Raw genomic sequence first — 26,865 nt, forward strand, 5'->3', positions numbered from 1 at the left:
GTCCGGTACGTGGATCAGGGCCCGGTGCGGCGAGAGCACGCACCTGACGCCGCGCGGCCGCCCTCCGGGCGACGACGGGAATTGTCAGACAGGCCCTAGGCGCAACAATCCACCTCAAGCCCGTTGGGAAGCTCCCCACCCCCGAACACCGCGCACGTGGCATCATGCCCACCCAGCGCGGCCACGGCGAGCAGCAACGACCCCGCCGTCCACGTCGTCAGCTCCCGCGGCCACACCGCGTCGTCCTCGTACACGTACCCGGTCCAGTACAGCCCCGACTCGGCGTCCCGCAGGTGCTGGATGGACTGGAGGATCTCCAACGCCCGGTCGGACTCCCCGACCGCCCACAGCGCCAGCGCCAGCTCCGCCGACTCCCCGCCCGTGACCCACGGGTTGGGGACGACGCAGCGCACCCCGAACCCGGGCACCACGAACCGGTCCCAGTCCTTCTCGATGCGCGCGCCCGCCTCCGCGCCGGTCAGCGCCCCGCCGAGGACCGGGTAGTACCAGTCCATCGAGTACCGGTCCTTGTCCAGGAACCGCTCGGGGTGCCTGCGGATCGCGTGCCGCAGCGCGCCCACCGCCAACTCCCAGTCCGGCTGCGGCTCTTCGCGCTGCTCGGCGATGGCGAGCGCGCAGCGCAGCGCGTGGTGGACGGACGAACTCCCGGTCAGCAGCGCCTCGTCGGCGGGCGTGCCGTCGTCCTCGCGGCGCCAGCCGATCTCACCGCCCGGCTGCTGGAGCCGCAGCACCCACTCGACGGCCGCGTAGACGGCGGGCCACATCCGGTCGAGGAACGTGTCGTCGCCGGTGGCGAGGTAGTGGTGCCAGACGCCGACGGCTATGTAGGCGACGAAGTTGGACTCGCGGGCCCGGTCGGTGACGTCGTCGTGGGCGCCGTCGGCGTAGGCCGCGTACCAGGAGCCGTCCTCGTTCTGGTGGCGGGCGAGCCAGGTGTACGCCCGCTCGGCGGCCTCGTGCTCACCGGCCGCGTCCAGGGCCATCGCGGCCTCGGTGTGGTCCCAGGGGTCGAGGTGGTGCCCCCGGAACCAGGGGATCGCGCCGTCCTCCCGCTGCACGGCGAGGATGCCGCGGACGGTCGCGGCGGCCTGCTCGGCGGTGAGGACCCCGGGCAGGACGAGGTGTTCTGTCCGGGGAGTGGTCACTTGGCGGCCGCCTCGGCGTCCGAGGGGGCGTTCGTGTCGTCGCCGGCCGCGGGCAGGTGCGGTTTGGTCGCGTAGACGACGACGCTCTTGCCGATGACCGGGTTCAGCGCCTGCTCGGCGACCCGGGTGACCAGCGGCTTCTTCATGATGTCCCAGACCAGCAGCTTGTGGTACGCGCGCACCGGCAGCGCCTTGTCGTTGTCGACGCCGAACGCGCACTTCAGCCACCAGTACGGCGAGTGCAGCGCGTGCGCGTGGTGCGTGCCGTAGGGCCGGAGCCCGGCCTCCCTGATCTTCCCGACCAGTTCGTCGGCCTTGTAGATGCGGATGTGGCCGCCCTCGACCTCGTGGTAGGCGTCGGAGAGCGCCCAGCAGACCTTCTCGGGGCCGTAGCGGGGCACGGTGACCGCGATCCGCCCGCCCGGCCTGAGCACCCGCACCATCTCGGCGAGGACGCCCTTGTCGTCGGGGATGTGTTCCATCACCTCGGAGATGATGACGACGTCGAAGGACTCGTCGGGGAAGGGCAGGGCCAGGGCGTCGCCCTCCATGGCGGTGGCCGTCGCGCCCGCCGGGGCCTCACCGGCCTCCTTCATCGCCGCGAACCACTTGGCGACCTCGCGGATCTCCTCGCCGTTCTGGTCGAGGGCCACGACCCGGGCGCCGCGCCGGTAACACTCGAAGGCGTGCCGGCCGGCCCCGCAGCCGAGGTCCAGGACTCGGTCGCCCGGGGCGAGCGGGAACCGGGAGAAGTCGACGGTCAGCACGTGGCCCTGCTTTCGGGAGTGGATGCAACGTCTGCGCGGGGGGCGGCCGCCGGGCGGCCGGGGGTCGTGGCCGCGGGGTGCGCCGCGGGGCGGCGGGCGATGGCCTCGCGGTAGCGGGCCACGGTGCCCTCCGCGGCGCGCGCCCAGGTGTAGTGCCGCAGCACCCGCTCACGGCCCGCGTGGCCGAGCCGGGCCCGCAGCTCCGGGTCGCCCAGCAGTCGGCCGAGCCCGGCGGCCAGCGCGTCGGCGTCGCCCGGCGGGACCGCCAGGCAGGTCTCCCCGTCGCGCCCGGCGACCTCGGGGATCGCGCCGCCGGTGGTCGCGAGCAGCGGGGTGCCGGTGGCCATGGCCTCGGCGGCGGGCAGCGAGAAGCCCTCGTAGAGCGAGGGCACGCAGGCGACCTCGGCCGAGCGGACCAGGTCGACGAGTTCGGCGTCGGAGATGCCCTTCACGAACTCCACGGCGCCGTCGAGGCCGTACCGCTCCACGGCCTGGGCGACGGGCCCCTCGGTGGGCCGCTTGCCGACGACGACGAGGTGGGCGGCGGGGTGCTCGGTCCGCACCTTGGCGAGGGCCTCGACGAGGTACACCAGACCCTTCAGGGGGACGTCCGCGCTCGATGTGGTGACGATCCGGCCCGGCACCTGGGGCACGGCCGGATCCGGCGCGAAGAGGTCGGTGTCGGCGCCGATGTGGACGACGTGCACGCGGTCCTCGCGGACGCCGAGGTGGTCGACGATCTCCTGGCGGGAGGTGCCGGAGACGGTGAGCACGGAGGGCAGCCGGCGGGCGACCCGCTTCTGCATCCGGGTGAAGGCGTACCAGCGCCGTACCGAGTAGCGCCGCTGCCAGCCCTGGGCGGCGTCCAGCTCCAACTGCCGGTCCACGGTGATGGGGTGGTGGATCGTGGTGACGAGCGGCGCGCCTATGTCCCCCAACAGGCCGTAGCCGAGCGTCTGGTTGTCGTGGACGACGTCGAACTCCCCGGCGCGGGCGCGCAGATGGCGGCGGGCGCGCAGGGAGAACGTCAGGGGTTCGGGGAAGCCGCCGGTCCACATGGTCGCGACCTCGAGGGCGTCGATCCAGTCCCGGTACTCGTCCCGCTTCGGCGTCCGGAAGGGGTCCGGGGAGCGGTAGAGGTCGAGGCTGGGCAGCTCGGTGAGGGTGAGGCCGGGGTATCCCTCGTCGAGGACGGGGTACGGCTGTGAGCCGATGACCTCGACCCGGTGGCCGAGCCGGGCCAGCTCGCGGGACAGGTGCCGTACGTAGACGCCCTGGCCGCCGCAGAACGGGTTCCCTTTATAGGTGAGGAGCGCGATGTCGAGCGGTCGCTCGCCGTCGGCGGCGGGTTCCTTCTTGGTACCCGCCCGCCTGGCCTCAGCGGTCACTCCGGGCCCCCTTCTCCCTGCACTTTCCCGCGAGGTTACGCCGGGACGCTAATCTAGAACAAGTTACAGACTTGATCGTTCAGGAGGCTCTGAATCTACCGGCAGGTAGGGGCGGAGTGAGCAGTGGATCAGGTGATTCGCGCCACGACGCGAACCCCTGCCATGCTGTCTGATCACTCGCCCTGAGCACTGCCCTCACCGACTGTCACGGACGGGACCCATGCCTGCGGAAGCCAAGGTGGACATCAGCGCCCGGCCGGCCTCTCCCCCGCTCACCGAGCGGCAGGAGGCGCGGCGCCGCCGGATCCTGCACGCGAGCGCGCAGCTCGCCAGCCGGGGTGGTTTCGACGCCGTGCAGATGCGGGAGGTGGCCGAGTCCTCCCAGGTCGCGCTCGGCACGCTGTACCGCTACTTCCCGTCCAAGGTCCATCTGCTGGTCGCGACCATGCAGGACCAGCTGGAGCACATGCACGGGACGCTGCGCAAGAAGCCGCCGGCGGGCGAGACGGCGTCCGAGCGGGTCGCCGAGACCCTGATGCGGGCGTTCCGGGCGCTGCAGCGGGAGCCGCACCTGGCCGACGCGATGGTGCGGGCGCTCACCTTCGCCGACCGCAGCGTGTCCCCCGAGGTCGACCAGGTCTCCCGGCAGACCACGGCGATCATCCTGGACGCGATGGGGCTGACCGACCCGACCCCGGCCCAGCTCTCCGCCGTCCGCGTGATCGAGCACACCTGGCACTCGGCGCTGATCACCTGGCTCTCCGGGCGCGCCTCCATCGCCCAGGTCAAGATCGACATCGAGACGGTGTGCCGGCTGATCGACCTGACGGAGCCGGGCGGGCGGGCGTAGGCACGCGAAGACCTACGAGACGGGTTCCCTTCGCCGGTATGGTCCGGATCAGGTGATGGGGGTCGCCGTTCGGCCCAACCGCTGCCTTCCGGCCTCTCAGCCCGACCGTCGACGTCGGCACCGGCGGATGCCTCTGCATCTGCGTCACGCCTGAGTCGGCTACTCCGCTCGGACTCCCTCACTCGCCTCGTAGGCTGTTTTCAGGATAGAACGCACGGAGCGGATGAGAACCCCCCAGAACGCATTTTTTACGTTTATCCGACACCGGAGTCCGGCCGCGGGGAGAATCGCCCCATGGCACTCATCCACCGCACCACCCTCAAGCCCACCAAGGTCGAACTCCTCTCCGCCTGGCTGCCCACCCGCCCCTGGTACCACGGCCCCGCCGTACCGGAGGTGGCGAAGGCCGGCGGGTTCCGGCTCGACGACCCCGAGGGTGAGGTCGGGATCGAGTTCATGGTCGTCACCGACGGGTCGGCCGCGTACCTCGTGCCGCTCACCTACCGCGGCGCGCCGCTGGAGGGCGCCGAGCACGCGCTCGTGGGCACCACGGAGCACGGGGTGCTCGGCACCAGGTGGGCCTACGACGGCTGCCACGACCCGGTGCTGACGGCGGAGCTGCTCGCCCTGATCGAGGGCCGCGCCGAGGCGCAGGCGCAGAGCCTCACCGACACGCCCGACCGGGAGGTGGCCCGCGGGTACACCGGCGACGGCCCCCTGTCCGGGCTCGGCGCCCCCGTCGACACGGACGAGAGCACCGAGTTCGCCGTGCCGGACACCGACCTGGTGCTGCGGCTGCACCGCGTCCTGGTCCCCGGCTCGACACCCCCCGCGGACGCACTCGGCCACGTCACCGGCGCCTGGGACCACCCGGAAGGCACCCGCCCCCGCACCGTGTTCGCCACAGTGGAACCCCGCCGAACCCACCGCCCCACCTGACCTCCCCCCTCCCCCAGACACCGCCCGCCCCCGCCACCACCGGGCGGTGCCTCGCGGCCCTTGCCACGAGGCACCGCCCGGCCGCAGACCACCGCCGGTCAGCCCCTCCGCCACCCGCTCAACCCCGCGCCCCCGGCCCCCGGCCCGACCGGCCAGCCCCGCAACCCCCGCCACCGGCCCCACCGGCCACCACCGGCCAGCCCCGCAACCCCCGCCACCGGCCCCACCGGCCACCACCGGCCAGCCCCGCAACCCCCGCCACCGGCCCCACCGGCCACCACCGACCAGCCCCGCGACCCACCCCACCGGCCCCGTCATCCGCTCGCGGTCGCTGTAGGTCGGCCCTTCAGTCGGTCCCGCGGTGCCCGCCGGTCGGCCCTCCGGTCAGTCCTCCGGTCAGTCCTCCGGAGGGAAGACCGGTTCTCCGGTGTCCAGGAGGGTGATCGTGATCGCCTCCACCGGGCAGTTCTCCGCCGCGTCGAGGATCCTGCCGTTGGCGTCCGTCTCCGGGTCCACGGGGTGGGACTGCATGGCGGAGTCGAGGCGGAAGGAGCCGGTGGCGCGGTGGACGCACTGGGCCGAGCCGATGCAGATCGACCGGTCGACCTCGACGTGCCAGCGGTCACCCATGGCCCGTCACGCCTCCCACCCGGCCGGCAGATGGATCATCTTGTGCTCCAGGAACTCGCCGTACCCCTCCGGCCCGAACTCCCGCCCCAGACCGGAGTTCTTGTAGCCGCCGAACGGCCCGAGCATGTCGAGGCTGAAGGTGTTGACCGAGTACGTGCCGGTACGGACCTGGCGTGCGACCTCGACGCCGTGCGCCACGTCCGCCGTCCACACGCTGCCGCTCAGCCCGTAGTCCGAGTCGTTCGCGATCTTCAGGGCCTCCGACTCGTCGCCGTAGGGGAGCAGGCAGATCACCGGCCCGAAGATCTCCTCGCGGGCGATCCGCATGGAGTTGTCGACGTCACCGAAGAGCGTCGGCTCGACGTACCACCCCTTGTCGAGGCCCGCCGGGCGCCCGCCGCCGGTGAGTATCTTCGCGCCCTCCTCCAGCCCGATCCGGATGTAGTCCAGGTTCCGCTGCTGCTGGCGCCGGGCGACCAGCGGCCCCACCTGGGTGGCCGGGTCGAGTGGATCGCCGACCTTCAGGGCGCTCGCGGCGGCGGCGAAGGCTTCGGCGAACTCGTCGTAGCGGGAGCGCGGGACGAGGATGCGGGTCTGGGCGACGCACGCCTGCCCGTTGTTCATCCAGGCGGCCGGGACGATCCCGGCGACGGCGGCGGACACGTCGGCGTCCGGCAGCACGACCGCCGCCGACTTGCCGCCCAGCTCCAGGGTCACCCGGGTGAGGTTCCGCGACGCGACCTCCATCACCCGCCGACCGGCGGCCACCGACCCGGTGAACGAGACCTTGTCGACGCCGGGGTGGGACACCAGGTACTCGCTCACCTCCCGGTCCGCCGGCAGGATGGACAGCACCCCGTCCGGCAGCCCGGCCTCCCTGGTGATCTCGCCCAGGATGTACGCGTCCAGCGGGGACTCCGGGGAGGGCTTCAGCACCACCGTGCAACCGGTGAGCAGCGCGGGGGCGAGCTTGGCGGCGGCGACGAACTGGGGCACGTTCCACGGCACCACGGCGGCCACCACCCCGACCGGCTCCCGCCGCACCAGGATCCTCCCGAGCACGCCGTCGCGCGTCTCCTCGTACGTGAAGTCGCGCGCCACCCTGATCGCCGCGTCCCACACCATCATCGCGCCGAGCGCCTGCGCGAGGACGCTCCAGGAGTACGGGGAGCCGTTCTCGGAGGAGATCACCCGCGCGATCTCCTCGTGCCGTACGGCGATCGCGTCCTTGATCCGGGTGACGACCTCGATCCGCTCGTCCAGCGTCATCCGCGGCCAGGGCCCCTCGTCGAAGGCCCGCCGGGCCACCGCCACCGCCCGGTCCACGTCCTCCCGCGAGGCGTGCGGCACCCGCCCGAAGACCTCCTCGGTGTGCGGCGAGACCACCTCGATGACGTCCTTGCCGAGGGGGTCGGTCAACTCCCCGCCGATGAACAGCTGTCCGTGCTCCAGGAACTCGGTCATGGCGCCCCGCCACCCTTTCTGACGATGTCTCAGGACTGATACCAGTTCTAGTTCAACTAAGCCAGGGGCGCGATCGAGCAGGCTTTGAGCAGCCGTTTCCCCGCCACTCATGGCTGTCGTCAGGCCATCCGTCCCGGCCGGGCGCCCATGGAGGTGGCCGAGTCGCGCGACACTTGGCATATTGCGACCCACCCGTGTCCACACCGCGGGGGTTCTGCACGGCGTTCGACGCTCCCGGGGAGAGGCGTGCGTAAGAGGAAAGAGATGCACCGGCTGGCGGATGCGCTGATCGAGCCGCTGCGGGTTCCGGTTCCGGCGGATCCCGATGTGCTCTTCGACGCCCTCGTCGACTCCGTGAACCGGTGGCGGGGGCGCCCCGTGATCGTGCACAGGCGGTCGTTCCCCCCGTTCCTGCGCACGACCGGGATGTGGATGGAACAGCACAACCCCGACGCGGGCGTCGTCGACCACATCGTCATCGAGAAGGACGCCGCGGACTGGCACAAGCTCGTCATCTTCGGCCACGAGGTGTGGCACATGCACAAGGCGCAGTCGATCGGCCCGGAGCAGCTGGCCACCGCCGCGCGTACGGACTTCGTCGAGGCCGCCGAGAAGGAGGCCGAGAGCTTCGGGCTGCTCGTCGCCCGACGACTGCGCCCCTGGCTGCGGGCGGCTCCGGACTCCGTCTACGCGGCGCGCGGCGGCACCAGTGATCTCGCCGGCCGGATCGGCGCCGCACTCGACTACCGTGGGACGCAGCCTTGAGCGGCCTGATCAACTACGGCAGTTGCAGCGTGCTGTGGGTGGGCCTGGCGCCGAAGCTGCGCGATCTGCTCGTACACCGGCGGGATCCGTACCTGCGCGCCATCACCGCGGTGCTGGCCCTGGCCAGCCTGTGCTTCCTGCTCGGGGCCCCGCCGACCGTGGGCGTGATCAACGAGGTCGGCCACGTCCCGAACCTCGCGGCTCCGCTGACCTACGCCAGCATCACCGCCTACAGTGCCTCCTCCCTGGTCCTCGTCGTGTACTGGCAGGGCGGCCCGCGCGTGCACCGGACGGCCCGCTGCTGGATGCTCAGCTACGCCGCCGTGATCGTCGCCATCGGCATCCTGTTCGCGCTCGGGGACGCCGCCACGGAGCGCCGGTCCGACTTCGACACCTACTACGCCACCACGCCCTTCATCAGGGAAATGATCGTCCTGTACCTGGTGGCGCACCTGACGGCCGTCACCGTCACCGGCGTCCGGTCGCTGCGCTGGGCGCGGGCCGTGACCGGCCGGCTGCGCGTCGGCCTGGTGACGCTCGGCGTCGGCACCATCACCGGCGCCGGGTACAGCGTCTGCAAGCTCGTCGCCGTCGCCGCCCGCTGGAGCGGCCGCGACTGGTCGGTGCTCAGTACGGACCTCTCACCGGGGTTCGCCGGGATCGGCGCCTTCCTCAGCGTCACCGGCGTCCTCCTGCCGCTGCTGGGACGGCGCCTGACCCACTGGTACGACTCCTGGCGGACCTACCGCCGCCTGCGGCCGCTCGAACGGGAACTCGCCGACATCAACGTCCGCAGGTCCCTGCGCATGCCGCGGCCGCTCTCCCCGGGGCTCTGGCTCACCTGGCGCGAGACGAACATCCACAACGGCCTGAAAGCCCTGGAACCGCACCTCGATCACGACCTGTTCGACCGGGTGTACGCCCGGGAGAGCCGGCAGGCGGACGGCCCCCGGCGGGCGGACACCGCGGCGCTGGCGGTCACGGTCGCCACCGCCGTGCGCAGGGAGCGCGCCGGGCGGCCCGCCTTCGCGTCGCGCACGGACCACCTGCCGCTCCAGCTCCGGGTCGTGAAGAACGTGACGGACCTGGTCCACGTAGCCGACGCCCTCGCCGAGTCGGCCCCCGCTTCCCCTGCCCTCTCGGCCTCCGCCTCCGCCCCTGCTTCCGCCACCTCCGCCTCCGCCCCTGCTTCCGCCACCTCCGCCTCCGCCCCTGCTTCCGCCACCTCCGCCTCCGCCCCTGCTTCCACCGCCTCCGCCTCCGCCCTCGTGGAGCAGGCCCGCACACCCTCCGGCGCGCTGTCCCCGCGGCCCGGGGTCGAGGGGGGACCAGAGGCATGAGCTTCGTCGTCTACTCGGCGGCCGCGCTGTTAGCCGTGTCCGCCGTGCTGCTGTCACCGAAACCCAGAGCCGCGCTGCGCAACCCGCTCACGGCATCCACCAGCGCGAACCTCGCCCTTGCCGCCTGCTGTTTCACGTGTTCCGCCCCGGTCACCCTGTCCGCGGTGAACGCGGCCACCGGCGTCCCGAACTTCGGCGCGCCGCTGACCTATTCGCTGATCACCGCGTACAGCTGCTCGCTGCTCGTCCTGCTGATCACCTGGCGCGGCGGCAGTCCCGCCCGGGTGCGGCGGCTGGTCTGCCGCGTCATCGCCGGATGCGCGTTCCTCATCACCGCGATCATCGTGCTGTTCGCCCTGGCCGATGCCCCGGTCGAGCGGTTGCGGGACCTCGACACCTACTACTCGACCACGCCCGGCATGCGGGAGATGATCGCCCTCTACCTGCTCGGGCACGGGGTGTGCGCCCTGATCATGTGTGCGGTCTGCCTGAAGTGGGCGCGGACGGTGACGGGCCTGCTCCGGCGGGGACTGTGGCTGATCCTCATCGGGATCGTCGTGGACGTCGTCGGCTTCGAATTCGGCAAGATCACCGCTGTCGTCGCCCGCTGGACGGGCCACGACCTCGACTTCCTGTCCACCGACGTCGCCCCGCCGATGGCGTCCCTGGGAGCCCTGATCTGCAGCGCGGGCTTCGTCCTGCCCCGGCTGCTGCCCGCGGCCCGTGAACAGTGGCGGAGCCTGTGGGACTACCGGGAACTCGCCCCCCTGTGGGCCGCGGTGCGGGAGCTGACCACCGTCCCCAAGCCGGCGCCGTCCTGGTGGCAGTTCCCCAAGGCGTGGCTCCAGTGGCGTGAGCTGTCCATCCACGACGCGCTCCTCCAGCTGACGCCCGCCTTCGACAAGAGCGTCGGCCGCGCCGCGTACACCGCGGCTCGCGCGCGGGGCCACACGCCCGAGCAGGCCCGCGTCGTCTGCGAGGCCGCGATGGTCGTGACGGCGGCGCGCGGCGCACAGGACCCGGGCCGGGAACCCGCCCTGGACGATCCCGGCGGGGCCGACCGGTACCGGTTGCGGGCCACCGCGGGTCCCGGCACCGGGGATCTGGTGCAACTGGCCCGCGCGCTGAGGAGGTTGCCGCTCACCGGCGAGGCGAACAAGGTTACGGTGAGGGCCTCACAGGAGTGACTTGAGGAGTCTCATGCCGCGCAGAGCCGTGGTCATCGGCGCCGGAACGGCGGGCGTTCTGGCCGCAGCCGCCCTGGCCCCCGTGGTCGACGAGGTGATCGTGCTCGACCGTGACGACCTGCCCGGCGGCCCGGACCACCGCAGGGGGGTTCCCCAGGGACGGCACGCGCATCTTCTGATGGCCGGCGGCCTGGAGGCCATCGACGCGCTCGTCCCCGCGTCGGTCGACATACGGGACCATCTTCGCGACGCCGGCGCCAAGGAGATATCCCTCGCCAAGGGCATGCTCGCGCTCACCCCGGAGGGGTGGTTCCGTCGCTGGAGCCGCGACGGGCACCACATGGTCACCTGCACGCGGGCGCTCCTCGACTGGGCTGTGCGCACCGCCGTCATGAGATACCGGGGGATCAGTGTGCACCGGGCCCACGCCCGTGCCCTCCTCGGCTCGGCCGCGCGGGTGACCGGGGTGCGGGTCGCCGCCGTCGGCGGTGCCGGGTTCGCGCCGCGGTTCACCGCCCTGGAGGGGCTGCGGGTCTCGGCCGACGGTGCGGAGGCCGATCTCGCCGCGGACTTCGTGGTCGACGCGAGCGGCCGCGGGTCCCGCATCGTCACCTGGCTCGAGGAGGTGGGGATCACCGGTATCCAGGAGCGCACGCTGGACACCGGACTCGTCAACTCCACCCGGATCTTCCGGACTCCGCCCGGTGCGGAGGGATGGCCGCTGACCCTCGTCCAGCCCGATCCGTTCACCGGTGAGCCCGGCCGCAGCGGGATGGTCGTTCCGATCGAGGACGACGCGCGGGGCGCCCGCTGGATGGTCAGCTTCGGGGGTTCGCGCGGCGGGGAGCCGCCGAAGGACGAGGAGAAGTTCCTGCAGTACGCGTTCGACCTGCCGCACCCGATCGTGGGGCAGCTCGTCGCCGGAGCCGAACCGCTGACGCCCGTCTTCACCAGCCACAGCTCCAGCAATGCCCGCCGCTACCTGGAGAAGGCGCCCGCCTGGCCGGACGGGCTGGTGGTGCTGGGGGACGCCCTGGCCACCTTCAACCCGCTGTACGGACAGGGCATGTCGGTGGCGGCGCTGAGTGCTCTGGCGCTCGCTCGCACGGTGCGCGACCGGTGGGGAACGCCCGGTCTCGCCCGGCGGGCCCAGCGGGAGGCGGCCAAGCCGATCGAGGCCGCCTGGACGCTCGCCGTCAGCTCGGACGTCCTGTACCCGGGCATCGTCGGCGGCGGCCCCACGCTCGCGGACCGGATCTCGGCGAGGTACACCCGGCGGCTGGTCCGGGCGGCGACCGGTTCCTACCCGGCCGCGTCCGCCCTCTGGGACGTCACCAGCGTCAAGGCGGGCCCGCTGCGCCTGTTGCGGCCGGCGGTGGTCACGGCCGCGCTGGCCGGCCCGCCGCTCCCCCGCCTGTCGGGCCCGCCGCTCACTCGGGCGGAGCACGAGATCCTGCGCCGGCTGACCGACCGGCCACAACCGGCCACATAGCCGCCTCCGCCACCCTGGGGACCCGACCCCCCAAGCCGCCAAGACCGCCACGACCGCCGGGACCGCCACGACCGCCACGACCGCCACGACCGCCACGACCGCCGAAACCGCCGAAGCCACCGCGGCCACCGCGGCCCCTTCCGGGTCGGTCCGATCGCCGGGGGGAGCGGCGGTCCGGCGGCGGAAACCGTTTGCCCACGAGGGCGGGTGCGCGTTGGCTGGGGCGCATGACCGAACTGCGCACCGAACGCCTCGTCCTTCGCCCCTGGCGTGACGCCGACCTCGGACCCTGGGCGGTGATGAACGCCGACCCCGCGGTGCGGGAGCACCTGGGCGACGTCCTCACCCGCGAGCAGAGCGACGCCTCCGTGACACGGTTCCGGGCCGAGTTCGACCGGCGGGGCTACGGGTGGTGGGCGGTCGAGGTGCGGGCCACGGGTGAGTTCATCGGCTTCGCGGGGCTGGACGACGTCGAGGACGACCTGCCGTTCGCCGGGGTGGAGATCGGCTGGCGGCTCGCCCGGCCGGCCTGGGGCCACGGCTACGCCACCGAGGCCGCGCTGGCGGTGCTGGCCCACGGCTTCGGCGTGCTCGCGCTGCCCGAGATCCTCGCCGTGACCACGGCCGGCAACCTCCGTTCGCAGGCCGTCATGCGCCGGATCGGCATGACCCGGGACCCGGCCGGCGACTTCGACGACCCCGCCGCGCCCGAAGGACCGCTCCGTTCGAACGTGCTGTACCGGATCACGGCGGCGGACGCGGCCGCGCGGAGCGGGAACTTCACCGCACGCCGTCGGATCTGAAACCAGTTCTAGTTATAGTGAGCGGTGGCCGTGGGACGGGCGGGCGCGGAGGCGGGCTGATGACGGACAGTCGGGGCGGGGCGACGGCGGTGCGGGACCTGGGCGGGGGCGTGCGGTCCGTCGCCGTGCCCATCCCGGACAACCCGCTGGGCCACACGCTCGTCTACGTGCTCGACACCGATCGCGGTCCGGTACTGGTGGACACCGGGTGGGACGACCCCGGATCGTGGGACGTGCTGGTGGCGGGGCTGGCGGCCTGCGGCACGGGGGTTGACGAGGTGCACGGGGTGGTGATCACGCATCACCACCCGGACCACCACGGGCTGTCCGGGCGGGTCCGCGAGGCCTCCGGGGCCTGGATCGCCCTGCACGCCGCCGACGCGGCGATCGTGCGGCGGACGCGGGAGACCCGGCCCGAGCGGTGGTTCACGTACATGGTGGCGAAGCTGACGGCCGCCGGGGCGCCCGAGGAGCACATCGCGCCGTTGCGCGACGGCCGCCGACGGGGCGTGCCCGGCCTGTCGCCGGCCCTGCCCGACCGCGAGATCGTGCCCGGCGAACTGCTCGACCTGCCCGGACGGCGCGTACGGGCCGTGTGGACCCCAGGACACACCCCCGGCCATGTCTGCCTGCACCTGGAGGAGGAGCACCCCGCTCGGCTCCCGGGCCACGGACGGCTGTTCTCCGGGGACCACCTGCTTCCCGAGATCACCCCGCACATCGGCCTGTACGAGGACCCCGACGACGCCACCGTCACCGACCCGCTCGGCGACTACCTGGACTCGCTGGAACGCATCGGCCGCCTCGCCCCCGCCGAGGTGCTCCCCGCCCACCAGCACACCTTCGCCGACGCACAGGGCCGGGTCCGTGAGCTGCTGGCCCACCACGAGGAGCGGCTCACGGGACTGCTGGCCCTCCTCCAGGAGCCGCTCACACCATGGGAACTGGCGGTCCGGATGGAGTGGAACCGGCCCTGGGAGCAGATCCCCTACGGCTCGCGGAACATCGCCGTCTCGGAGGCCGAGGCCCATCTGCGGCGGCTGGTGAAACTGGGCCGGGCGGAACCGGTGCCGGGGAGCGAGCCGGTCACGTACGTCGCGGCGCGCTAGGAGACGCACGGCAAGTCGCCCTGGTGCGACCTCAGTTGACGGCACCCTCGGAGGTGACGATCAGTTCCGCCAGGTCGGCGAGCGTGGCCAGCTGCCGGGGGTTCATCTGCGGGGCGCGGGCGGCCAGCCGGACCAGGCCGCTCTCCCGCAGCCGGGACAGCGGGTCGGCCTGCGCCTCCAGGCCTTGCAGCACCGGCTGGAGCGCCTCGTACAGCGCCTCGGGCTCGTCGGCGGTGAAGAAGCCGGCCGGGAGCCCGAAGAACCGGCGCAGCCGGTCGGTGTGCTCCAGGCTCGGCAGTCCGCTCTTGCGCCACTCGCTCAGCCACTGCCTGCTGGTGCCGGCGATGGCGGCGAGTTCGCCCAGCGAGTACCGCTTGCCGTCCGGCCTGCGCCGGTTCTCGCGGATGAAGTCGAGCCGCTGGCGCACCCGTTCGGCGAGCCCGGTCTCGGGAGCCGCGCCACCGGCGAGCAGTTCGGCGACCACCGCGACCGGGATGCCGGTGCGGTGCGAGAGGTCGGCCACGTCCAGCGCCTCGGACAGCCGGCCACGGCATCCGGTCAGCTCCCCGAGCCGTTCCAGTACGCCGGCCAGCGGGGCACGGGCGTCACTCACCAAGGTCCCCCTGGACGCGTCGAAGGCCGCCCGGCGGTCGGTCGGCCGGGCAGACGCGAGGCTACCCAATCATCCGTAGGGTCCACCAGACATGACAAGGTCCGCTGCTGAATTAGGCAGTAATCGTTGACATATGACGGTTCAACAGGAAAGGATCACGATCCACCAGGCCACGGTCGAACCGAACCGCTCCGGGTGCCGCCTACGGGGGAGTGGCGGCCGGGGCGAACCGCCGCCCCGCCTCCTCCCCGCGAAGGTGAGGCGAACCGATGCCGCAGCCCGTCCTGCTCCTCGGCGCCGGCCGTCGCCGCGCCTACGACGAGTTCGCGCTGGCCCGCGTCGCCGCGGCCCGCCCGGTGCTGCTGGTGGACGCCGCACCGCCCGCCTGGGCGCGCTCCCATCTGGCCGGTCACCTCGCCGCGGACCCCGGCAAGGACGGGGCGACGGCGTCGGCGGTGGTGCGGTTCGCGGCCCGGCACCGGGTCCGCGGGGTGCTGACCCTCACGGACGAGTACGCGGTCGCCGCCGCCACGCTCGCCGCCCAGCTGGGGCTGCCCGGCCTGTCCCCCGCCGCGGCCGCCGCCTGCGCGGACCCGGCCGCCCTGCGCGCCTTGCCGGCCGGGCGCGGCGTGCCCGCCGACGACCCCGCCGACCACCCCGGCGCGCCCCGCGTGTGCGCGGAGACCGTCGTCCTGGACGGCGAGATCCGGATCGCCGCGATCACCCGTACGACCCTGGGCCCGGCGCCCGCCCGGCAGCCGCTGCGGCACACCGTGCACGCCCACGACGGCCTGCTGCACAACCGCTTCCTGCGGCTGGCCGTCGACCGCACCGTGCACGCCCTCGGCGTCGACCGGGGTGTCCTGCACATCGGCTTACGGCTCACCGACCGCGGCCCCCGGGTCACCGACGTCACCCCGCACCCGCCCGGCGACCTGATCCCGCTCCTCGTCAGGCGGGCCACCGGCGTCGACCTGGCGCAGGCCGCGGCGGCGCTGGCCACCGGCGAGCTGCCCGACACCACGCCGACCCGGCAACGGGCGGCCGCGGTCCAGTTCGCCCACCCCACCGTCACCGGCCGCCTCGACCACCTGGAACTCTCCCCCGACGCCGCCCGGGAGCGCGGCGCCGACCGCATGATCCTCACCCAGGACCCCGGCACCGACGTCACCGTCGCCGACCGCCTCGCCCTCTGGGCAGCCGTCGGCGACACCCTGCCCGACTGCGAGGACGCCCTGCGCCGCATGAGCCGCCACCTGACAGCGGTGGTCGTACCCCTGGCGACGGCGGCGTAGCCGTCCGCCGGGCGGCGGCGCAGCAACCGTGCGGCGCCGCGGCGACCGACCAGCGGTGCCGGGGCGTGGCGCCCGTCCGGTCCACGCGAGGCAAGTGGGCGTCGTGCCGTGGTCCGGTGGGTCGTACCCGCACAGCCGCCTCTCAGGCGTTGCGGACCGGCCGGTAAAGTAGCCGGGTCGTCAGCGCCCGTACGGGAGGAAGCCGGTGCAAACCCGGCGCCGTCCCGTCCCCCGCCTCCTTCCCCGGTTCCCGGCTTCGCCCGCACCGGGTGCGGGACGGCGAGCGGGACCGCCCCGTGCGGGACGTTGATCGGCTCATGTGCGCCGGCGCCGCCGTCGTACGGCACCGTCGAGGTTTCACGGAGCCGGGTCGCCGGGGTGTCCCGCGCTGCCCGGCTCCCCGCAGGGAGAGGCACCCGCCGACCATGAACGTCCTCCGCCGCAGCGCCGCGGTGCTGGCCGCAACCGCCGTCATCGGCGTGGCCGCACCCACGATCACCGCGACGGCCGCGGACGCCGCGTCCCCGTCCCCGGCCGCCCCGGCGGCGCTCCCCTCGGGGCTGTTCGGCGACTCGGACCCCAAGTACGACGGCGTCTGGCGCCAGTCCCTCGCCCTGCTCGCCCAGCACACGGCCGGTGAGACCCCGGCCGCCGAGGCGGTGGACTGGCTGGCCGGGCAGCAGTGCGCGGACGGCTCGTTCGCCCCGTTCCGCGCCGACCCGACGGCGGCGTGCGACGCGAAGACGGCGGTCGACACGAACAGCACAGCGGCCGCCGTACAGGCGCTGGCGGCGGTCGGCGGACACGGCGGTGCCGTGGACCGGGCCGTGGGCTGGCTGAAGGCCCGGCAGAACGAGGACGGCGGCTGGGGATACGCCCAGGGCTCGCCCAGCGACACCAACTCCACCGGCGTGGTCGTCGGCGCGCTCGCCGCGGCCGGCGCGAGCGCGGACAGGTCACCGTACGACCTCCTCGCACAGTGGTCGATCCCCTGCGGCCAGGACGGCGGCGGCGCACTCGCCTACCAGCCCGGCAAGAAGGGGAAGCTGACCGCCAACGCGGACGCCACCGCGGCGGGGGTGCTGGGCGCCCTCGGCAAGGGGTTCGTGACGACGGCCGGGAAGACCCCGGCCGAGGCACCTGCCTGCGCCGACCCCGGCTCCGGCTCGAAGGCGCTGACGCGCGCCGAGGTGGCCCGCAACGGCGCCGCGTACCTGGCGGACGCGATGGCGGCCAAGGGGTACCTCGTCACCGCGCTCGCCGGTGCCGCGCCGCAGCCGGACTACGGCAACACCGCCGACGCGGTCGTCGCGCTGGCCGCTCAGGGCTGGACGCGGCAGGCGCGCAAGCCGTACGCCTGGCTCACGGCCCATGCCGCACCGTGGGCGAAGCAGAGCGGGCCCGCGGCCTACGCCGAACTCGTCCTCGCCGCGCACGCGATGGGCGCGGACCCGCGCGACTTCGGCGGCACCGACCTGGTGGCGGCCCTCGACGCGACCGGACCGGCACCGCGGCACACGGAGTCGAAGACAGAGGCGAAGACAGGGGCGAAGAAGGACGGCGGGAAGTCGTCGGGCACGAGCGTCTGGTGGTTCGTCGGGACGTGCCTCGTCGCCGGCATCGGCATCGGCTTCCTGTTCAGCGGCCGCCGGAAGCGGCAGCTGTGACCGCGGCCCGCCGCGCGGCCCCCCTGCTCCTGGCCGTGCTGCTGCTGGCGGCCTGGGGTCCGGCGGGGCGGGCCGAGGCCGCCGGCTACCGGTACTGGTCCTTCTGGGAGCGGGACGGCGCGCGCTGGACGTACGCCACGCAGGGACCGTCCACGGCGCAGCCTGCCGACGGCGCGGTGGAGGGGTTCCGCTTCGCGGTGAGCGAGGACTCCGGCGACGCGTCGCAGCCGCGCGGGACCGCGGACTTCCGGACCATCTGCGCCGGTACCGACGCGGTCCGGGGGAAGAAGCGGGTGGCGCTGGTCCTCGACTTCGGTACGGCGGCGGACGCGCCGTCCGGCGAGCGGCCGCCGGCGCGGCGGACGGCGTGCGCCGTGGTGTCCGGCGCCGCGACGTCGGCGGATGCGCTGGCCTCGGTGGCGAAGCCGCTGCGGTACGACACGAACGCGTTGCTGTGCGCGATCGCCGGGTATCCCGCGAAGGGCTGCGGGGAGCAGGTGACGGCGGGCTCGGGCGGGTCGGGGCGTTCGCCGGCCTCGGGGGGTTCGCCGACCTCGGGGGGTTCGGCGGACGGCGGGCCGTCGGTGGGGCTGCTGGCCGGGGCGGGGGTGGTCGTGGTGCTGGCGGCGGGGGCGTTCTGGCAGGCGCGGCGGCGCCGGGATGCCTGATCGTCACCGTCCGGATGCGCCGGGGCCGGTCGCGCCCGCGCGGCGGGGCCGCGCACGGGCGGGGGCGGGCGCGGCGGCACCCCGGGAACGCGGGCGGGTGAAACCCCCCGTCCCCCGGCGCCGTCGCCGTTCCTCCGTGCACCCCGGCGCCTGGTGGATCTGGTCGCTCTCCCTCGGGGTGGCCGCTTCCCGTACCTCCAACCCCCTGCTCCTCGCCCTCCTCGTCGCGGTCACCGCGTACGTCGTGGCCTGCTGCCGCGTGCCGTCCCCCTGGTCGCGTTCCTACGGCGCCTTCGCCAGGCTCGCCCTCGCGGTCCTGCTCGTCCGGCTCGCGTTCACCGTGGTCCTCGGCTCGCCCGTGCCCGGTGCGCACACCCTCGTCACCCTCCCCGAAGTGCCCCTCCCGCACTGGGCGCAGGGCATCCGGCTCGGCGGCCGGGTCAGCGCCGAGGCGCTCGTCTTCTCCCTCTACGACGGCCTCAGGATCGCCACCCTGCTGATCTGCGTCGGCGCCGCGAACGCGCTCGCGCAGCCGGCCCGGCTGCTGAAGTCGCTGCCCGGGGCGCTGTACGAGATGGGCGTGGCGGTGGTCGTCGCGCTCACCTTCGCGCCGCATCTCATCGCCGACGCCCAGCGGTTGCGGGCCGCCAGGAGACTGCGGGGCCGTCCCGACGCCGGTGTCCGCGGGCTGCTCCAGGTGGGACTGCCGGTGCTGGAGGGGGCGTTGGAACGTTCGGTCGCCCTGGCCGCCGCGATGGACGCGCGCGGTTACGGCCGCAGCGCCGACGTGCCCGCCCTGGTCCGCCGGACGACGGCCGCGCTCACCCTCGGCGGGCTGCTCGCGGTGTGCGCGGGAACGTACGGGCTGCTCGGCGTGGACGGTGGCGGCTACGGGCCGCCGATGCTGCTGGCCGGGACGGGTGCCGCGCTGGCCGGGCTGCGGCTGGGGGGTCGGCGTTCGCTGCGGACCCGCTACCGGCCCGATCCGTGGGACGCGCGGGCCTGGCTGGTGTCCGGGGCGGGGGCGGCCGTGGCCGGGCTGCTCGCGCTCGCCGGGGCCCGCGACCCGGACGCGCTGCACCCCGGGGTCGTACCGCTGGTCGCCCCGACGCTGCCGCTGTGGCCGGCGGCGGCCGTGCTGCTGGGGCTGCTGCCCGCACTGACCGTTTCGAAGGAGGGGCCGTCGTGATCCGCTTCGAGGATGTCTCCGTGACCTACGAGGGCGCCGCCGGGCCGGCCGTCCGGGGCGTCGACCTCGAGGTGCCGGAGGGTGAACTCGCGCTGCTCGTGGGGCCGTCGGGGACCGGCAAGTCCACGGTTCTCAACGCCGTGAGCGGTCTGGTGCCGCACTTCACCGGGGGGACCCTGCGCGGGCGGGTGACGGTCGCGGGGCGGGACACCCGGACGCACCGGCCGCGTGAACTGGCCGATGTGGTGGGCACGGTGGGACAGGATCCGCTCGCGCACTTCGTGACCGACACGGTGGAGGACGAACTCGCTTACGGGATGGAGTCGTTGGGGATCGCCCCGGCGGTGATGCGGAGGCGGGTGGAGGAGACCCTCGATCTGCTCGGGCTCGCCGAGCTGCGGGACCGGCCGATCGCGACCCTCTCCGGCGGGCAGCGGCAGCGGGTGGCGATCGGGTCGGTGCTCACCCCGCACCCCCGGGTCCTGGTCCTCGACGAGCCGACCTCGGCGCTGGACCCGGCAGCCGCGGAGGAGGTGCTGGCCGTGCTCCAGCGGCTGGTGCACGACCTGGGGACGACGGTCTTCATGGCGGAGCACCGGCTGGAGCGCGTGGTGCAGTACGCCGACCGGGTCGTGCTGCTGGCGGAGGCGGGGGCGGCGCCGGTGACCGGCACCCCCGCCGAGGTGATGGCCGTGTCGCCGGTGTGTCCGCCGGTGGTGGAACTGGGACGGCTGGCCGAGTGGGCCCCGCTGCCCCTGACGGTACGGGACGCCCGCCGCCGAGCGACCCCCCTGCGCGAGCGCCTCGCCGACCGCTCCCTGGGCCGCCCGGACGGACGGACACCGGCACAGCGCGGCGACCGAATCCCCCGCCAGCCCGAGCGCACGCCGAAGCAGCCCGCCCCGCAGGCACCGCGGCACACCACCGCGCAGGGCCCGGGGCTGACCACTGAACAGACCGCGGGGCACACCACCGCGCAGGGCCCGAGGCACACCACCGCGCAGGGCCCGGGGCTGACCACCGAACAGACCCCGGGGCACACCACCGAACAGACCCCAGGGCTGACCACCGAACAGACCACGGGGCACACCACCGAACAGACCCCGGGGCTGACCACCGAACAGACCCCGGGGCACACCACCGGGCGGGACCCCGTGCAGCCCAGCGTGTACCCCCTCGGCCGGCCCACCGGGCGATCCCCGGAAAACCCCTTTGAGCAGGCCCCCGTGCACCCCGGCGGGCCACCCCGGAAGCAATCCGGCGCCACCCCGGCGGGGTTTGCCGTGCGGGTGTTGAAGCGGCTCGGGGGGCGGGTTCCGGAGGGGCTCGGCGCGGGGTCCCCCGAGCAGGGGGCGGCGGTGGGGGCGGCGGCCGAGGTTCGGGGGCTTGCCGTGCGGCGGGGGCGGGTGGACGCGCTTCGGTGGGTCGATCTCGACGTCGCGCCCGGTGAGACGCTCGCGCTCATGGGTCGTAACGGCGCCGGGAAGTCCACACTCCTCAGCGCCCTGGTCGGGCTGGTCGCGCCGGATTCCGGGTCGGTCCTGGTCGGCGGCGCCGTCCCGCACCGCACCCGCCCGCGGGATCTCGTACGCCTGGTCGGCCTGGTCCCGCAGGAACCCCGTGACCTGCTGTACGCCGACACGGTCGGCGCCGAGTGCGCGGCCGCCGACCAGGACGCGGGGGCGGCGCCGGGGACCTGCCGGGAGCTGGTGTCCGGGCTGCTGCCCGGGGTCGCCGACGGCACCCACCCGCGTGATCTGTCCGAGGGGCAGCGACTGGCGCTCGCGCTGGCCGTCGTACTGACCGCAAGGCCGCCGCTGCTCCTCCTCGACGAGCCGACGCGGGGTCTGGACTACGCGGCGAAGGCCCGGCTCGTCGGGGTGCTGCGGGCGCTCGCCACGGACGGGCACGCGATCGTGCTGGCCACCCACGACGTGGAGCTGGCCGCCGAGCTCGCGCAGCGGGTGGTGCTGATCGCGGAGGGCGAGGTGATCGCGGACGGCCCGACGGAGGAGATCGTGGTCTCCTCGCCGTCCTTCGCACCTCAGGTGACGAAGATCCTCGCGCCCCAGCGGTGGCTCACCGTGGCGCAGGTGCGCGCGGCACTGGCGGAGGCCCCGGCATGAGCGGCCCGGTCCGGCTCGGCCCACGCTCCCTCGCCGCGCTGCTGCTCGTCAGCGCCGTCGGCGTGGTCGCGATCGGCTGGCCCTTCCTCGCCCCGCCCTCCTCCCGGATCGCCTCGCACGCCCAGGACGCCCCGTGGCTCTTCGCGGGCCTGCTGGTGCTGCTGGTCGCGGTGCTGGCGGCGACGATCTCGGAGTCCGGGCTCGGCCCGAAGGCGGTGGCCATGCTGGGCGTGCTGGCCGCGACCGGGGCGGCGCTGCGGCCGGTCGGCGCGGGCACCGCCGGGATCGAGCCGATGTTCTTCCTGATGGTGCTCAGCGGGCGGGTGCTCGGGCCGGGCTTCGGGTTCACTCTGGGCTCGCTCACGATGTTCGCGTCGGCGCTGCTCACCGGCGGGGTGGGACCGTGGCTGCCGTTCCAGATGCTGGCGATGGGCTGGTTCACGATGGGGGCCGGGCTGCTGCCGTGGCCCGGCCGGCTGCGCGGGCGGCCGGAGCTCGCCCTGCTCGCGGTCTACGGCTTCGTGGCCGCGTTCGCCTACGGCACGGTCGTGGACCTGGCCGGCTGGCCGCTGCTCGCGGGCACCGCCTCCGGCATCGCCTTCGACCCGCACGCCGGGCCCGCCGCCAACCTGGCCCGTTTCCTCGCCTACAGCCTGGCCACCGCCATGGGCTGGAACCTGGGCCGGGCCCTGTGCACGGTCGTCCTCACCCTGGTCCTCGGCCCGGCCCTGCTGCGGGCGCTGCGCCGGGCGACCAGGAGGGCCGCCTTCGAGACCGCGGTCACATTCGACGGCCCCGGCCGGTGAAGCGCCCCACATGACGCAGGTCACCTACGATCCGGAACAGTAGTCACACTTTTCCGTTATGTCCGTTTCGGGAACCTCGCTGACCTGCGGTTTGAGAGCCACGCCACATGGCGGACGAACACCTCCTATGCGACCACCACTAGTAAAAGGGGTGATTGCGGACGGTTTTCCGGCCTGCTTCTCTGGACGACGTCGCCAGGCACCACGGCTTCCGGAGCACAGGCCACCACGGCTTCCGGAGCGCGGCGACCCCCTGCCCCCGACGAACGAGGTTCTCCGTGTCCGTGTCCATCATCCGCCGCATCGCCGCCCCGAAGAAGGTCCTGACCGCCGCCGCCGTGGCCGCCGCCACCGCCGGTATGGCGCTGAGCGCGGCGCCCGCCCAGGCCGCCACCACCTCGGCCTCTTCCGCGCAGGCGATCGCGCACAAGATGATTCCGGACGCCGCGCAGTTCAACGCGTTCAGCAAGATCGTCTCGCACGAGAGCGGCTGGAACCCCTCCGCCACCAACTCCTCCTCCGGCGCCTACGGCCTGGTCCAGGCCCTGCCGGGCTCGAAGATGGCGTCCGCCGGTTCCGACTGGAAGACCAACCCGGCCACCCAGATCAAGTGGGGCCTGGACTACATGAACTCCCGCTACGGCAGCCCCACCGCCGCCTGGAGCTTCTGGCAGGCCAACGGCTGGTACTGAGCCGCCCGGCCCGCTCCCCCGGCACCGGCACCCTCCCCCCTCGGGGGCGAGGGTGCCGACGCATGTCCGGACGTGGTGGACTGATCCCCGGAGCACACCGGGCCCGCCCGACACACCCCCGGAGGAACGATGTCCGCGGTGACACCGAACCGCGACGACCCCGAGACCCGCGGAGTGCGGCTGGTGGTCGTGCTGCTGGCGCTCATGACGGTGAGCGGCCTGATCGACGCGGTCAGCTATCTCGGTCTCGGCCACGTCTTCACCGCCAACATGACCGGCAACATCGTGATCCTCGGCTTCGCCGCCGCCGGGGCACCCGGCTTCTCCGTCCCGCACTCCGCGACGTCCCTGGCCTGCTTCGTGGTGGGCGCAACGGTGGGCGGCCGGGTCGCGGGCCGGTTCGGCGGCGGTTCCCGGCGGACGTGGACACGGGTGATCCTGGTGGCGGAGGCGGCCCTGCTGGCCGGGTCCGCCGTGCTGGCCTTCGTCCGGCCGCCCTCCGCAGCGACCACCTACTCCCTCATCGCGCTGACCGCCTTCGCCATGGGCCTGCGCAACGCGAACGTCCGCAAGCTGGGCGTGCCCGACCTGACGGCGACCACGGTCGTGACGACGACCCTGACCGGCCTGGTCTCCGAGTCCAGGTTCGGCGACGCCACCAGCAGCCGCTCCCGGCGCCGCGCCACCGCGGTCCTCGCGCTGGTCGGCGGGGCCGTGCTGGGCGCCTGGCTGGTCCTCCACCACGGCCTGGGCATTCCGCTGCTGGCCGCGGCGGCGGTCTCCGGGGTGTTCGCGGTGGCCGCGTCCGGGCGGGAGTGAGTGGCCGCGTCCGGGCGGGAGTGAGTGGCCGCGTCCGGGCGGGAGTGAGACGGCGTCTCGGGGGAGGCAGGAACGGGGCGTAGGGGTTGCTCCTGCCTCCCTCGGGACGGGCCGGCGGCGCCGGGAGCCGTCGGCCCGGGTCTCAGGACGTGCTGACCTGGAGGTGCTTCACGCCGTTGATCCACGCCGAGCGGAGCCGGTCCGGATCGCTCACCAGGCGCAGGTCCGGCATCGCGTCGGCGATCGCGTTGAAGATCAGGTCGATCTCCAGGACGGCCAGGGACTTGCCGAGGCAGTAGTGCGGGCCACCGCCGCCGAAGCCGAGGTGGGGGTTGGGGTCGCGGGTGATGTCGAAGGCGTCGGGGTCGGTGAAGACCTCGGGGTCGTGGTTGGCGGAGGCGTAGAAGACGCCGACCCGGTCGCCCTTGCGGATCAGCTTGCCGCCCAGTTCGGTGTCCTGGGTGGCGGTCCGCTGGAAGGAGTTGACCGGGGTGGCCCAGCGGACGATCTCCTCGGCGGCGGTCGCCGGGCGCTCGCGCTTGTAGAGGTCCCAGGCCTCGGGGTGGGTGAGGAAGGCGTGCATGCCGTGGGTGATGGCGTTGCGGGTGGTCTCGTTGCCGGCCACCGCGAGCATCAGCACGAAGAAGCCGAACTCGTCGGAGTTCAGGTTGCCCTCGTCCTCGGCCGCGACCAGCGTGGAGACGATGTCCTTGGCCGGGCACTGCTTGCGGTCCGCGGCCATGTTCATCGCGTAGGCGATCAGCTCGGTGGCCGACTCGGCGCCGATCTCCTCGGTGATCGCGTACTCCGGGTCGTCGTACGAGATCATCTTGTTGGACCAGTCGAAGATCTTGGCCCGGTCGTCCTGGGGGATGCCGATCAGTTCCGCGATCGCCTGGAGGGGGAGCTCGCAGGCGACCTCGGTGACGAAGTCGAAGGGGCCCGAGTGGGCGCGGGCGGCCTCGGTGATCGCCCCGGCCCTGGCGCGCAGCCGTTCCTCCAGGGCGCGGATGGAACGCGGGGTGAAGCCGCGCTGGATGATCTGGCGGACCCGGGTGTGCTCCGGCGGGTCCATGTTCAGCAGGATCAGCCGCTGGGCGTCGATCGCGTCCCGCTGCATGTGCTCGCCGAAGCGGATGATCGCCGTGTTGAGCCAGGACGAGAAGATCTCCGGGTGCGTGGAGACGTACTTGACGTCCGCGTGCCGGGTGACGGCCCAGTAGCCGTCGTCCGCGAACCCGGCGAGGCCGTGCGGCTGTCGGATCCAGCGGACCGGTTCCGCCCGGCGCAGCTCGGCGAACTCCGGGAGCGGCACGCGGTGATGGAGCAGGTCGGGGTCGGTGAGGTCGAACCCGTCGGGCAGCGCGGGACAGGGCATTGGCGACTCACTCCCACCGTGTACGAGCCTGGGCAACAGTTCTGACGGTCCATCAGGAAGGGCCGGTCGCCGTGACGGTAGTAACGGGTTCTACAAGTCGCAAGAGGCGCGGTCACCCCAATTGCGTGCACCCCCCTTGCGGTTGCGGACGGGCTGTCAGCAGACTGCACACAGAACTAGTACGCGTTCTAGTTCTGCGTGGCGGGCCGGGCCGGGACGCCCCTGCGCCGCGCGGGTGACCGAGGAGAGGACCGAGCCCCCATGGCCGCGGAACCCGTGATCGTCGAAGCCGTACGCACCCCCATCGGCAAGCGCGCCGGCGCGCTGGCCAACCTCCATCCCGCCTACCTCCTGGGCGAGACCTACCGTGAGCTCCTCGGCCGTACCGGCATCCCCGCCGACGCGGTCGAGCAGATCGTCGGCGGTACGGTGACCCACGCCGGGGAGCAGTCCATGAACCCCGCGCGCACGGCCTGGCTGACCATGGGGCTGCCGTACGAGACCGCGGCCACCACCGTCGACTGCCAGTGCGGCTCCTCGCAGCAGGCCTCGCACATGACCGCCAACATGATCGCCGCCGGGGTCGTCGACGTCGGGATCAGCTGCGGGGTCGAGGCCATGTCACGGGTGCCGCTGGGCTCGGGCTCCAAGCACGGACCGGGCAAGCCGTTCCCCGACGAGTGGCACGTCGACCTGCCCAACCAGTTCGAGGCCGCCGAGCGGATCGCCCGTAACCGCGGCCTGACCAGGCAGGACGTCGACGCCCTCGGGCTGCTCTCGCAGGAGCGGGCGGCGCACGCCTGGGCCGAGGAGCGCTTCAAGCGGGAGACCTTCGCCGTACAGGTGCCGACGACGGAGGAGGAGCAGCACGCCGGGCAGGGCATGTGGCGGCTCGTGGACAGGGACGAGGGGCTGCGCGACACGTCCGCGGAGGCGCTGGCGGGCCTGAAGCCCGTCATGCCCACCGCGATCCACACCGCGGGCAACTCCTCGCAGATCTCCGACGGCGCCGCCGCGATCATGTGGGCGTCGAAGCGGATGGCGCGCGCCCTCAAGCTCCGCCCCCGGGCCCGGATCGTCGCCCAGGCCCTGGTCGGCGCCGATCCGCACTTCCACCTGGACGGCCCGATCGACGCCACCCGGGCGGTGCTCGGCAAGGCCGGGATGACCCTCAAGGACATCGACCTGGTCGAGATCAACGAGGCGTTCGCCTCGGTGGTGCTCAGCTGGGCGCAGGTCTTCGGGCAGAACCTGGACAAGGTCAACGTCAACGGCGGCGCGATCGCCCTCGGCCACCCGGTGGGGGCCACCGGCGCCCGGCTCATCACCACCGCCCTGCACGAGCTGGAGCGCACGGACAAGGAGTTCGCCCTGATCACGATGTGCGCGGGCGGCGCCCTGGCGACCGGCACGATCATCCAGCGGCTGTAGGGGACGAGGCGAGCCGGCTCCGCGGGAGCGGGGACGGAATCCCCGGGCGTGGGGACGGGACCCCCGGGCGCGCGCATGGTTGCGTCCCGGTTGCGCGACAAAGATCACACTGCGGGGTCCGCATGAGACCACGGGAGCGGGCAGAAGCACCTGGGTAGAGCACATTTAGTTGCACCATGCAGCGATGCGCCCACGCGACGTAACGGGACCAAGTGCTCCTATCGTCGCTTACCGACCCGTCCGGCGCCGTACGGGCCACGCCCCTGTCCCCGACGAAAGGT

General features: G+C 73.5%; 24 protein-coding genes and 1 riboswitch. Of the genes, 17 read left to right on the forward strand and 7 right to left on the reverse strand.

Annotation, left to right across the window (positions count from 1 at the left end; all coding sequences use genetic code 11):
* Positions 1 to 95: 95 nt before the first annotated feature.
* Genes AB0958_RS22110 through AB0958_RS22120 form a run of 3 tightly spaced genes read right to left on the reverse strand, consistent with a single transcriptional unit; the run spans position 96 to position 3,321 of the window.
* Positions 96 to 1,166: a prenyltransferase/squalene oxidase repeat-containing protein gene (locus AB0958_RS22110; protein WP_366892165.1), complete on the reverse strand. Its 1,071-nt coding sequence runs from the start codon at positions 1,164 to 1,166 to the stop codon at positions 96 to 98.
* Positions 1,163 to 1,933 (reverse strand): class I SAM-dependent methyltransferase, encoded by a 771-nt coding sequence (locus AB0958_RS22115; RefSeq protein ID WP_366892166.1) that lies wholly within the window; start codon positions 1,931 to 1,933, stop codon positions 1,163 to 1,165. The genes AB0958_RS22110 and AB0958_RS22115 overlap by 4 nt, the downstream gene beginning before the upstream one ends.
* The gene (locus AB0958_RS22120; protein ID WP_366892167.1) at positions 1,927 to 3,321 is read right to left on the reverse strand and encodes a glycosyltransferase family 4 protein; all 1,395 of its coding nucleotides are present in this window, start codon (positions 3,319 to 3,321) and stop codon (positions 1,927 to 1,929) included. Before AB0958_RS22120 ends, AB0958_RS22115 begins: the two co-directional genes overlap by 7 nt.
* Before the next feature lie 220 nt (positions 3,322 to 3,541).
* Between AB0958_RS22120 and AB0958_RS22125 the strand changes: the two genes are divergently transcribed.
* Positions 3,542 to 4,171, forward strand: a complete 630-nt coding sequence (locus AB0958_RS22125) for a TetR family transcriptional regulator (RefSeq protein WP_132886522.1) — start codon at positions 3,542 to 3,544, stop codon at positions 4,169 to 4,171.
* A gap of 8 nt (positions 4,172 to 4,179) precedes the next feature.
* Positions 4,180 to 4,361: riboswitch (TPP riboswitch) on the reverse strand.
* A gap of 104 nt (positions 4,362 to 4,465) precedes the next feature.
* On the forward strand, positions 4,466 to 5,110 hold the full coding sequence (locus AB0958_RS22130; protein ID WP_366892168.1) for a 1,4-alpha-glucan branching protein: 645 nt from the start codon (positions 4,466 to 4,468) through the stop codon (positions 5,108 to 5,110).
* 396 nt (positions 5,111 to 5,506) lie between these two features.
* On the opposite strand, the gene AB0958_RS22135 is transcribed toward AB0958_RS22130, so the two are convergent.
* Complete coding sequence (locus AB0958_RS22135) at positions 5,507 to 5,740, reverse strand: ferredoxin (protein WP_132886524.1); 234 nt, start codon at positions 5,738 to 5,740, stop codon at positions 5,507 to 5,509.
* A 6-nt stretch (positions 5,741 to 5,746) separates the two neighbouring features.
* Complete coding sequence (locus AB0958_RS22140; protein ID WP_366892169.1) at positions 5,747 to 7,204, reverse strand: aldehyde dehydrogenase; 1,458 nt, start codon at positions 7,202 to 7,204, stop codon at positions 5,747 to 5,749.
* Between the two features lie 246 nt (positions 7,205 to 7,450).
* On the opposite strand from AB0958_RS22140, the gene AB0958_RS22145 reads away from it, so the two are divergent.
* From AB0958_RS22145 to AB0958_RS22170, 6 genes are all read left to right on the forward strand, one after another.
* A complete protein-coding gene (locus AB0958_RS22145; protein ID WP_366892170.1) occupies positions 7,451 to 7,969 on the forward strand; it encodes a toxin in 519 nt (172 codons plus the stop codon).
* Entirely contained in the window at positions 7,966 to 9,309 is a 1,344-nt protein-coding gene (locus tag AB0958_RS22150; protein WP_366892171.1) for an MAB_1171c family putative transporter, read from the forward strand. The genes AB0958_RS22145 and AB0958_RS22150 overlap by 4 nt, the downstream gene beginning before the upstream one ends.
* Positions 9,306 to 10,496 carry a DUF6545 domain-containing protein gene (locus tag AB0958_RS22155; protein ID WP_366892172.1) on the forward strand — a complete coding sequence of 397 codons (1,191 nt, stop codon included), beginning with the start codon at positions 9,306 to 9,308 and terminating at the stop codon, positions 10,494 to 10,496. Before AB0958_RS22150 ends, AB0958_RS22155 begins: the two co-directional genes overlap by 4 nt.
* A gap of 13 nt (positions 10,497 to 10,509) precedes the next feature.
* On the forward strand, positions 10,510 to 11,988 hold the full coding sequence (locus AB0958_RS22160; protein WP_366892173.1) for an FAD-dependent monooxygenase: 1,479 nt from the start codon (positions 10,510 to 10,512) through the stop codon (positions 11,986 to 11,988).
* A 227-nt stretch (positions 11,989 to 12,215) separates the two neighbouring features.
* Complete coding sequence (locus tag AB0958_RS22165) at positions 12,216 to 12,791, forward strand: GNAT family N-acetyltransferase (protein ID WP_366892174.1); 576 nt, start codon at positions 12,216 to 12,218, stop codon at positions 12,789 to 12,791.
* A gap of 59 nt (positions 12,792 to 12,850) precedes the next feature.
* The gene (locus tag AB0958_RS22170; protein ID WP_366892175.1) at positions 12,851 to 13,900 is read left to right on the forward strand and encodes an MBL fold metallo-hydrolase; all 1,050 of its coding nucleotides are present in this window, start codon (positions 12,851 to 12,853) and stop codon (positions 13,898 to 13,900) included.
* A 31-nt stretch (positions 13,901 to 13,931) separates the two neighbouring features.
* Here AB0958_RS22170 and AB0958_RS22175 read toward each other — a convergent pair whose 3' ends face one another.
* Positions 13,932 to 14,513 carry an XRE family transcriptional regulator gene (locus tag AB0958_RS22175; RefSeq protein ID WP_366892176.1) on the reverse strand — a complete coding sequence of 194 codons (582 nt, stop codon included), beginning with the start codon at positions 14,511 to 14,513 and terminating at the stop codon, positions 13,932 to 13,934.
* Between the two features lie 269 nt (positions 14,514 to 14,782).
* Here AB0958_RS22175 and AB0958_RS22180 point away from each other — a divergent pair, with 269 nt between their 5' ends.
* The 8 genes from AB0958_RS22180 (at position 14,783) to AB0958_RS22215 (ending at position 23,775) form a co-directional block, all read left to right on the forward strand.
* A complete protein-coding gene (locus AB0958_RS22180) occupies positions 14,783 to 15,808 on the forward strand; it encodes a hypothetical protein (RefSeq protein WP_366892177.1) in 1,026 nt (341 codons plus the stop codon).
* A gap of 425 nt (positions 15,809 to 16,233) precedes the next feature.
* Complete coding sequence (locus AB0958_RS22185; protein WP_366892178.1) at positions 16,234 to 17,475, forward strand: prenyltransferase/squalene oxidase repeat-containing protein; 1,242 nt, start codon at positions 16,234 to 16,236, stop codon at positions 17,473 to 17,475.
* On the forward strand, positions 17,472 to 18,143 hold the full coding sequence (locus AB0958_RS22190) for an SCO2322 family protein (RefSeq protein WP_366892179.1): 672 nt from the start codon (positions 17,472 to 17,474) through the stop codon (positions 18,141 to 18,143). Before AB0958_RS22185 ends, AB0958_RS22190 begins: the two co-directional genes overlap by 4 nt.
* A gap of 97 nt (positions 18,144 to 18,240) precedes the next feature.
* The gene (locus AB0958_RS22195; RefSeq protein ID WP_366892180.1) at positions 18,241 to 19,332 is read left to right on the forward strand and encodes a CbiQ family ECF transporter T component; all 1,092 of its coding nucleotides are present in this window, start codon (positions 18,241 to 18,243) and stop codon (positions 19,330 to 19,332) included.
* Complete coding sequence (locus AB0958_RS22200) at positions 19,329 to 21,458, forward strand: ATP-binding cassette domain-containing protein (RefSeq protein ID WP_366892181.1); 2,130 nt, start codon at positions 19,329 to 19,331, stop codon at positions 21,456 to 21,458. The genes AB0958_RS22195 and AB0958_RS22200 overlap by 4 nt, the downstream gene beginning before the upstream one ends.
* The gene (locus tag AB0958_RS22205) at positions 21,455 to 22,264 is read left to right on the forward strand and encodes an ECF transporter S component (protein WP_366892182.1); all 810 of its coding nucleotides are present in this window, start codon (positions 21,455 to 21,457) and stop codon (positions 22,262 to 22,264) included. The genes AB0958_RS22200 and AB0958_RS22205 overlap by 4 nt, the downstream gene beginning before the upstream one ends.
* A gap of 278 nt (positions 22,265 to 22,542) precedes the next feature.
* On the forward strand, positions 22,543 to 22,956 hold the full coding sequence (locus AB0958_RS22210; protein ID WP_366892183.1) for a transglycosylase SLT domain-containing protein: 414 nt from the start codon (positions 22,543 to 22,545) through the stop codon (positions 22,954 to 22,956).
* A gap of 138 nt (positions 22,957 to 23,094) precedes the next feature.
* The gene (locus AB0958_RS22215; RefSeq protein ID WP_366892184.1) at positions 23,095 to 23,775 is read left to right on the forward strand and encodes a YoaK family protein; all 681 of its coding nucleotides are present in this window, start codon (positions 23,095 to 23,097) and stop codon (positions 23,773 to 23,775) included.
* Between the two features lie 142 nt (positions 23,776 to 23,917).
* Here AB0958_RS22215 and AB0958_RS22220 read toward each other — a convergent pair whose 3' ends face one another.
* Entirely contained in the window at positions 23,918 to 25,153 is a 1,236-nt protein-coding gene (locus AB0958_RS22220; RefSeq protein ID WP_366892185.1) for a cytochrome P450, read from the reverse strand.
* A gap of 261 nt (positions 25,154 to 25,414) precedes the next feature.
* Here AB0958_RS22220 and AB0958_RS22225 point away from each other — a divergent pair, with 261 nt between their 5' ends.
* Positions 25,415 to 26,584, forward strand: coding sequence for a steroid 3-ketoacyl-CoA thiolase (locus AB0958_RS22225; RefSeq protein ID WP_366892186.1), 1,170 nt, complete (start codon positions 25,415 to 25,417; stop codon positions 26,582 to 26,584).
* Positions 26,585 to 26,865 lie beyond the last annotated feature (281 nt).

The sequence above is a fragment of the Streptomyces sp. NPDC006655 genome (genome assembly GCF_040703965.1).
Classification (GTDB): Bacteria; Actinomycetota; Actinomycetes; order Streptomycetales; family Streptomycetaceae; genus Streptomyces.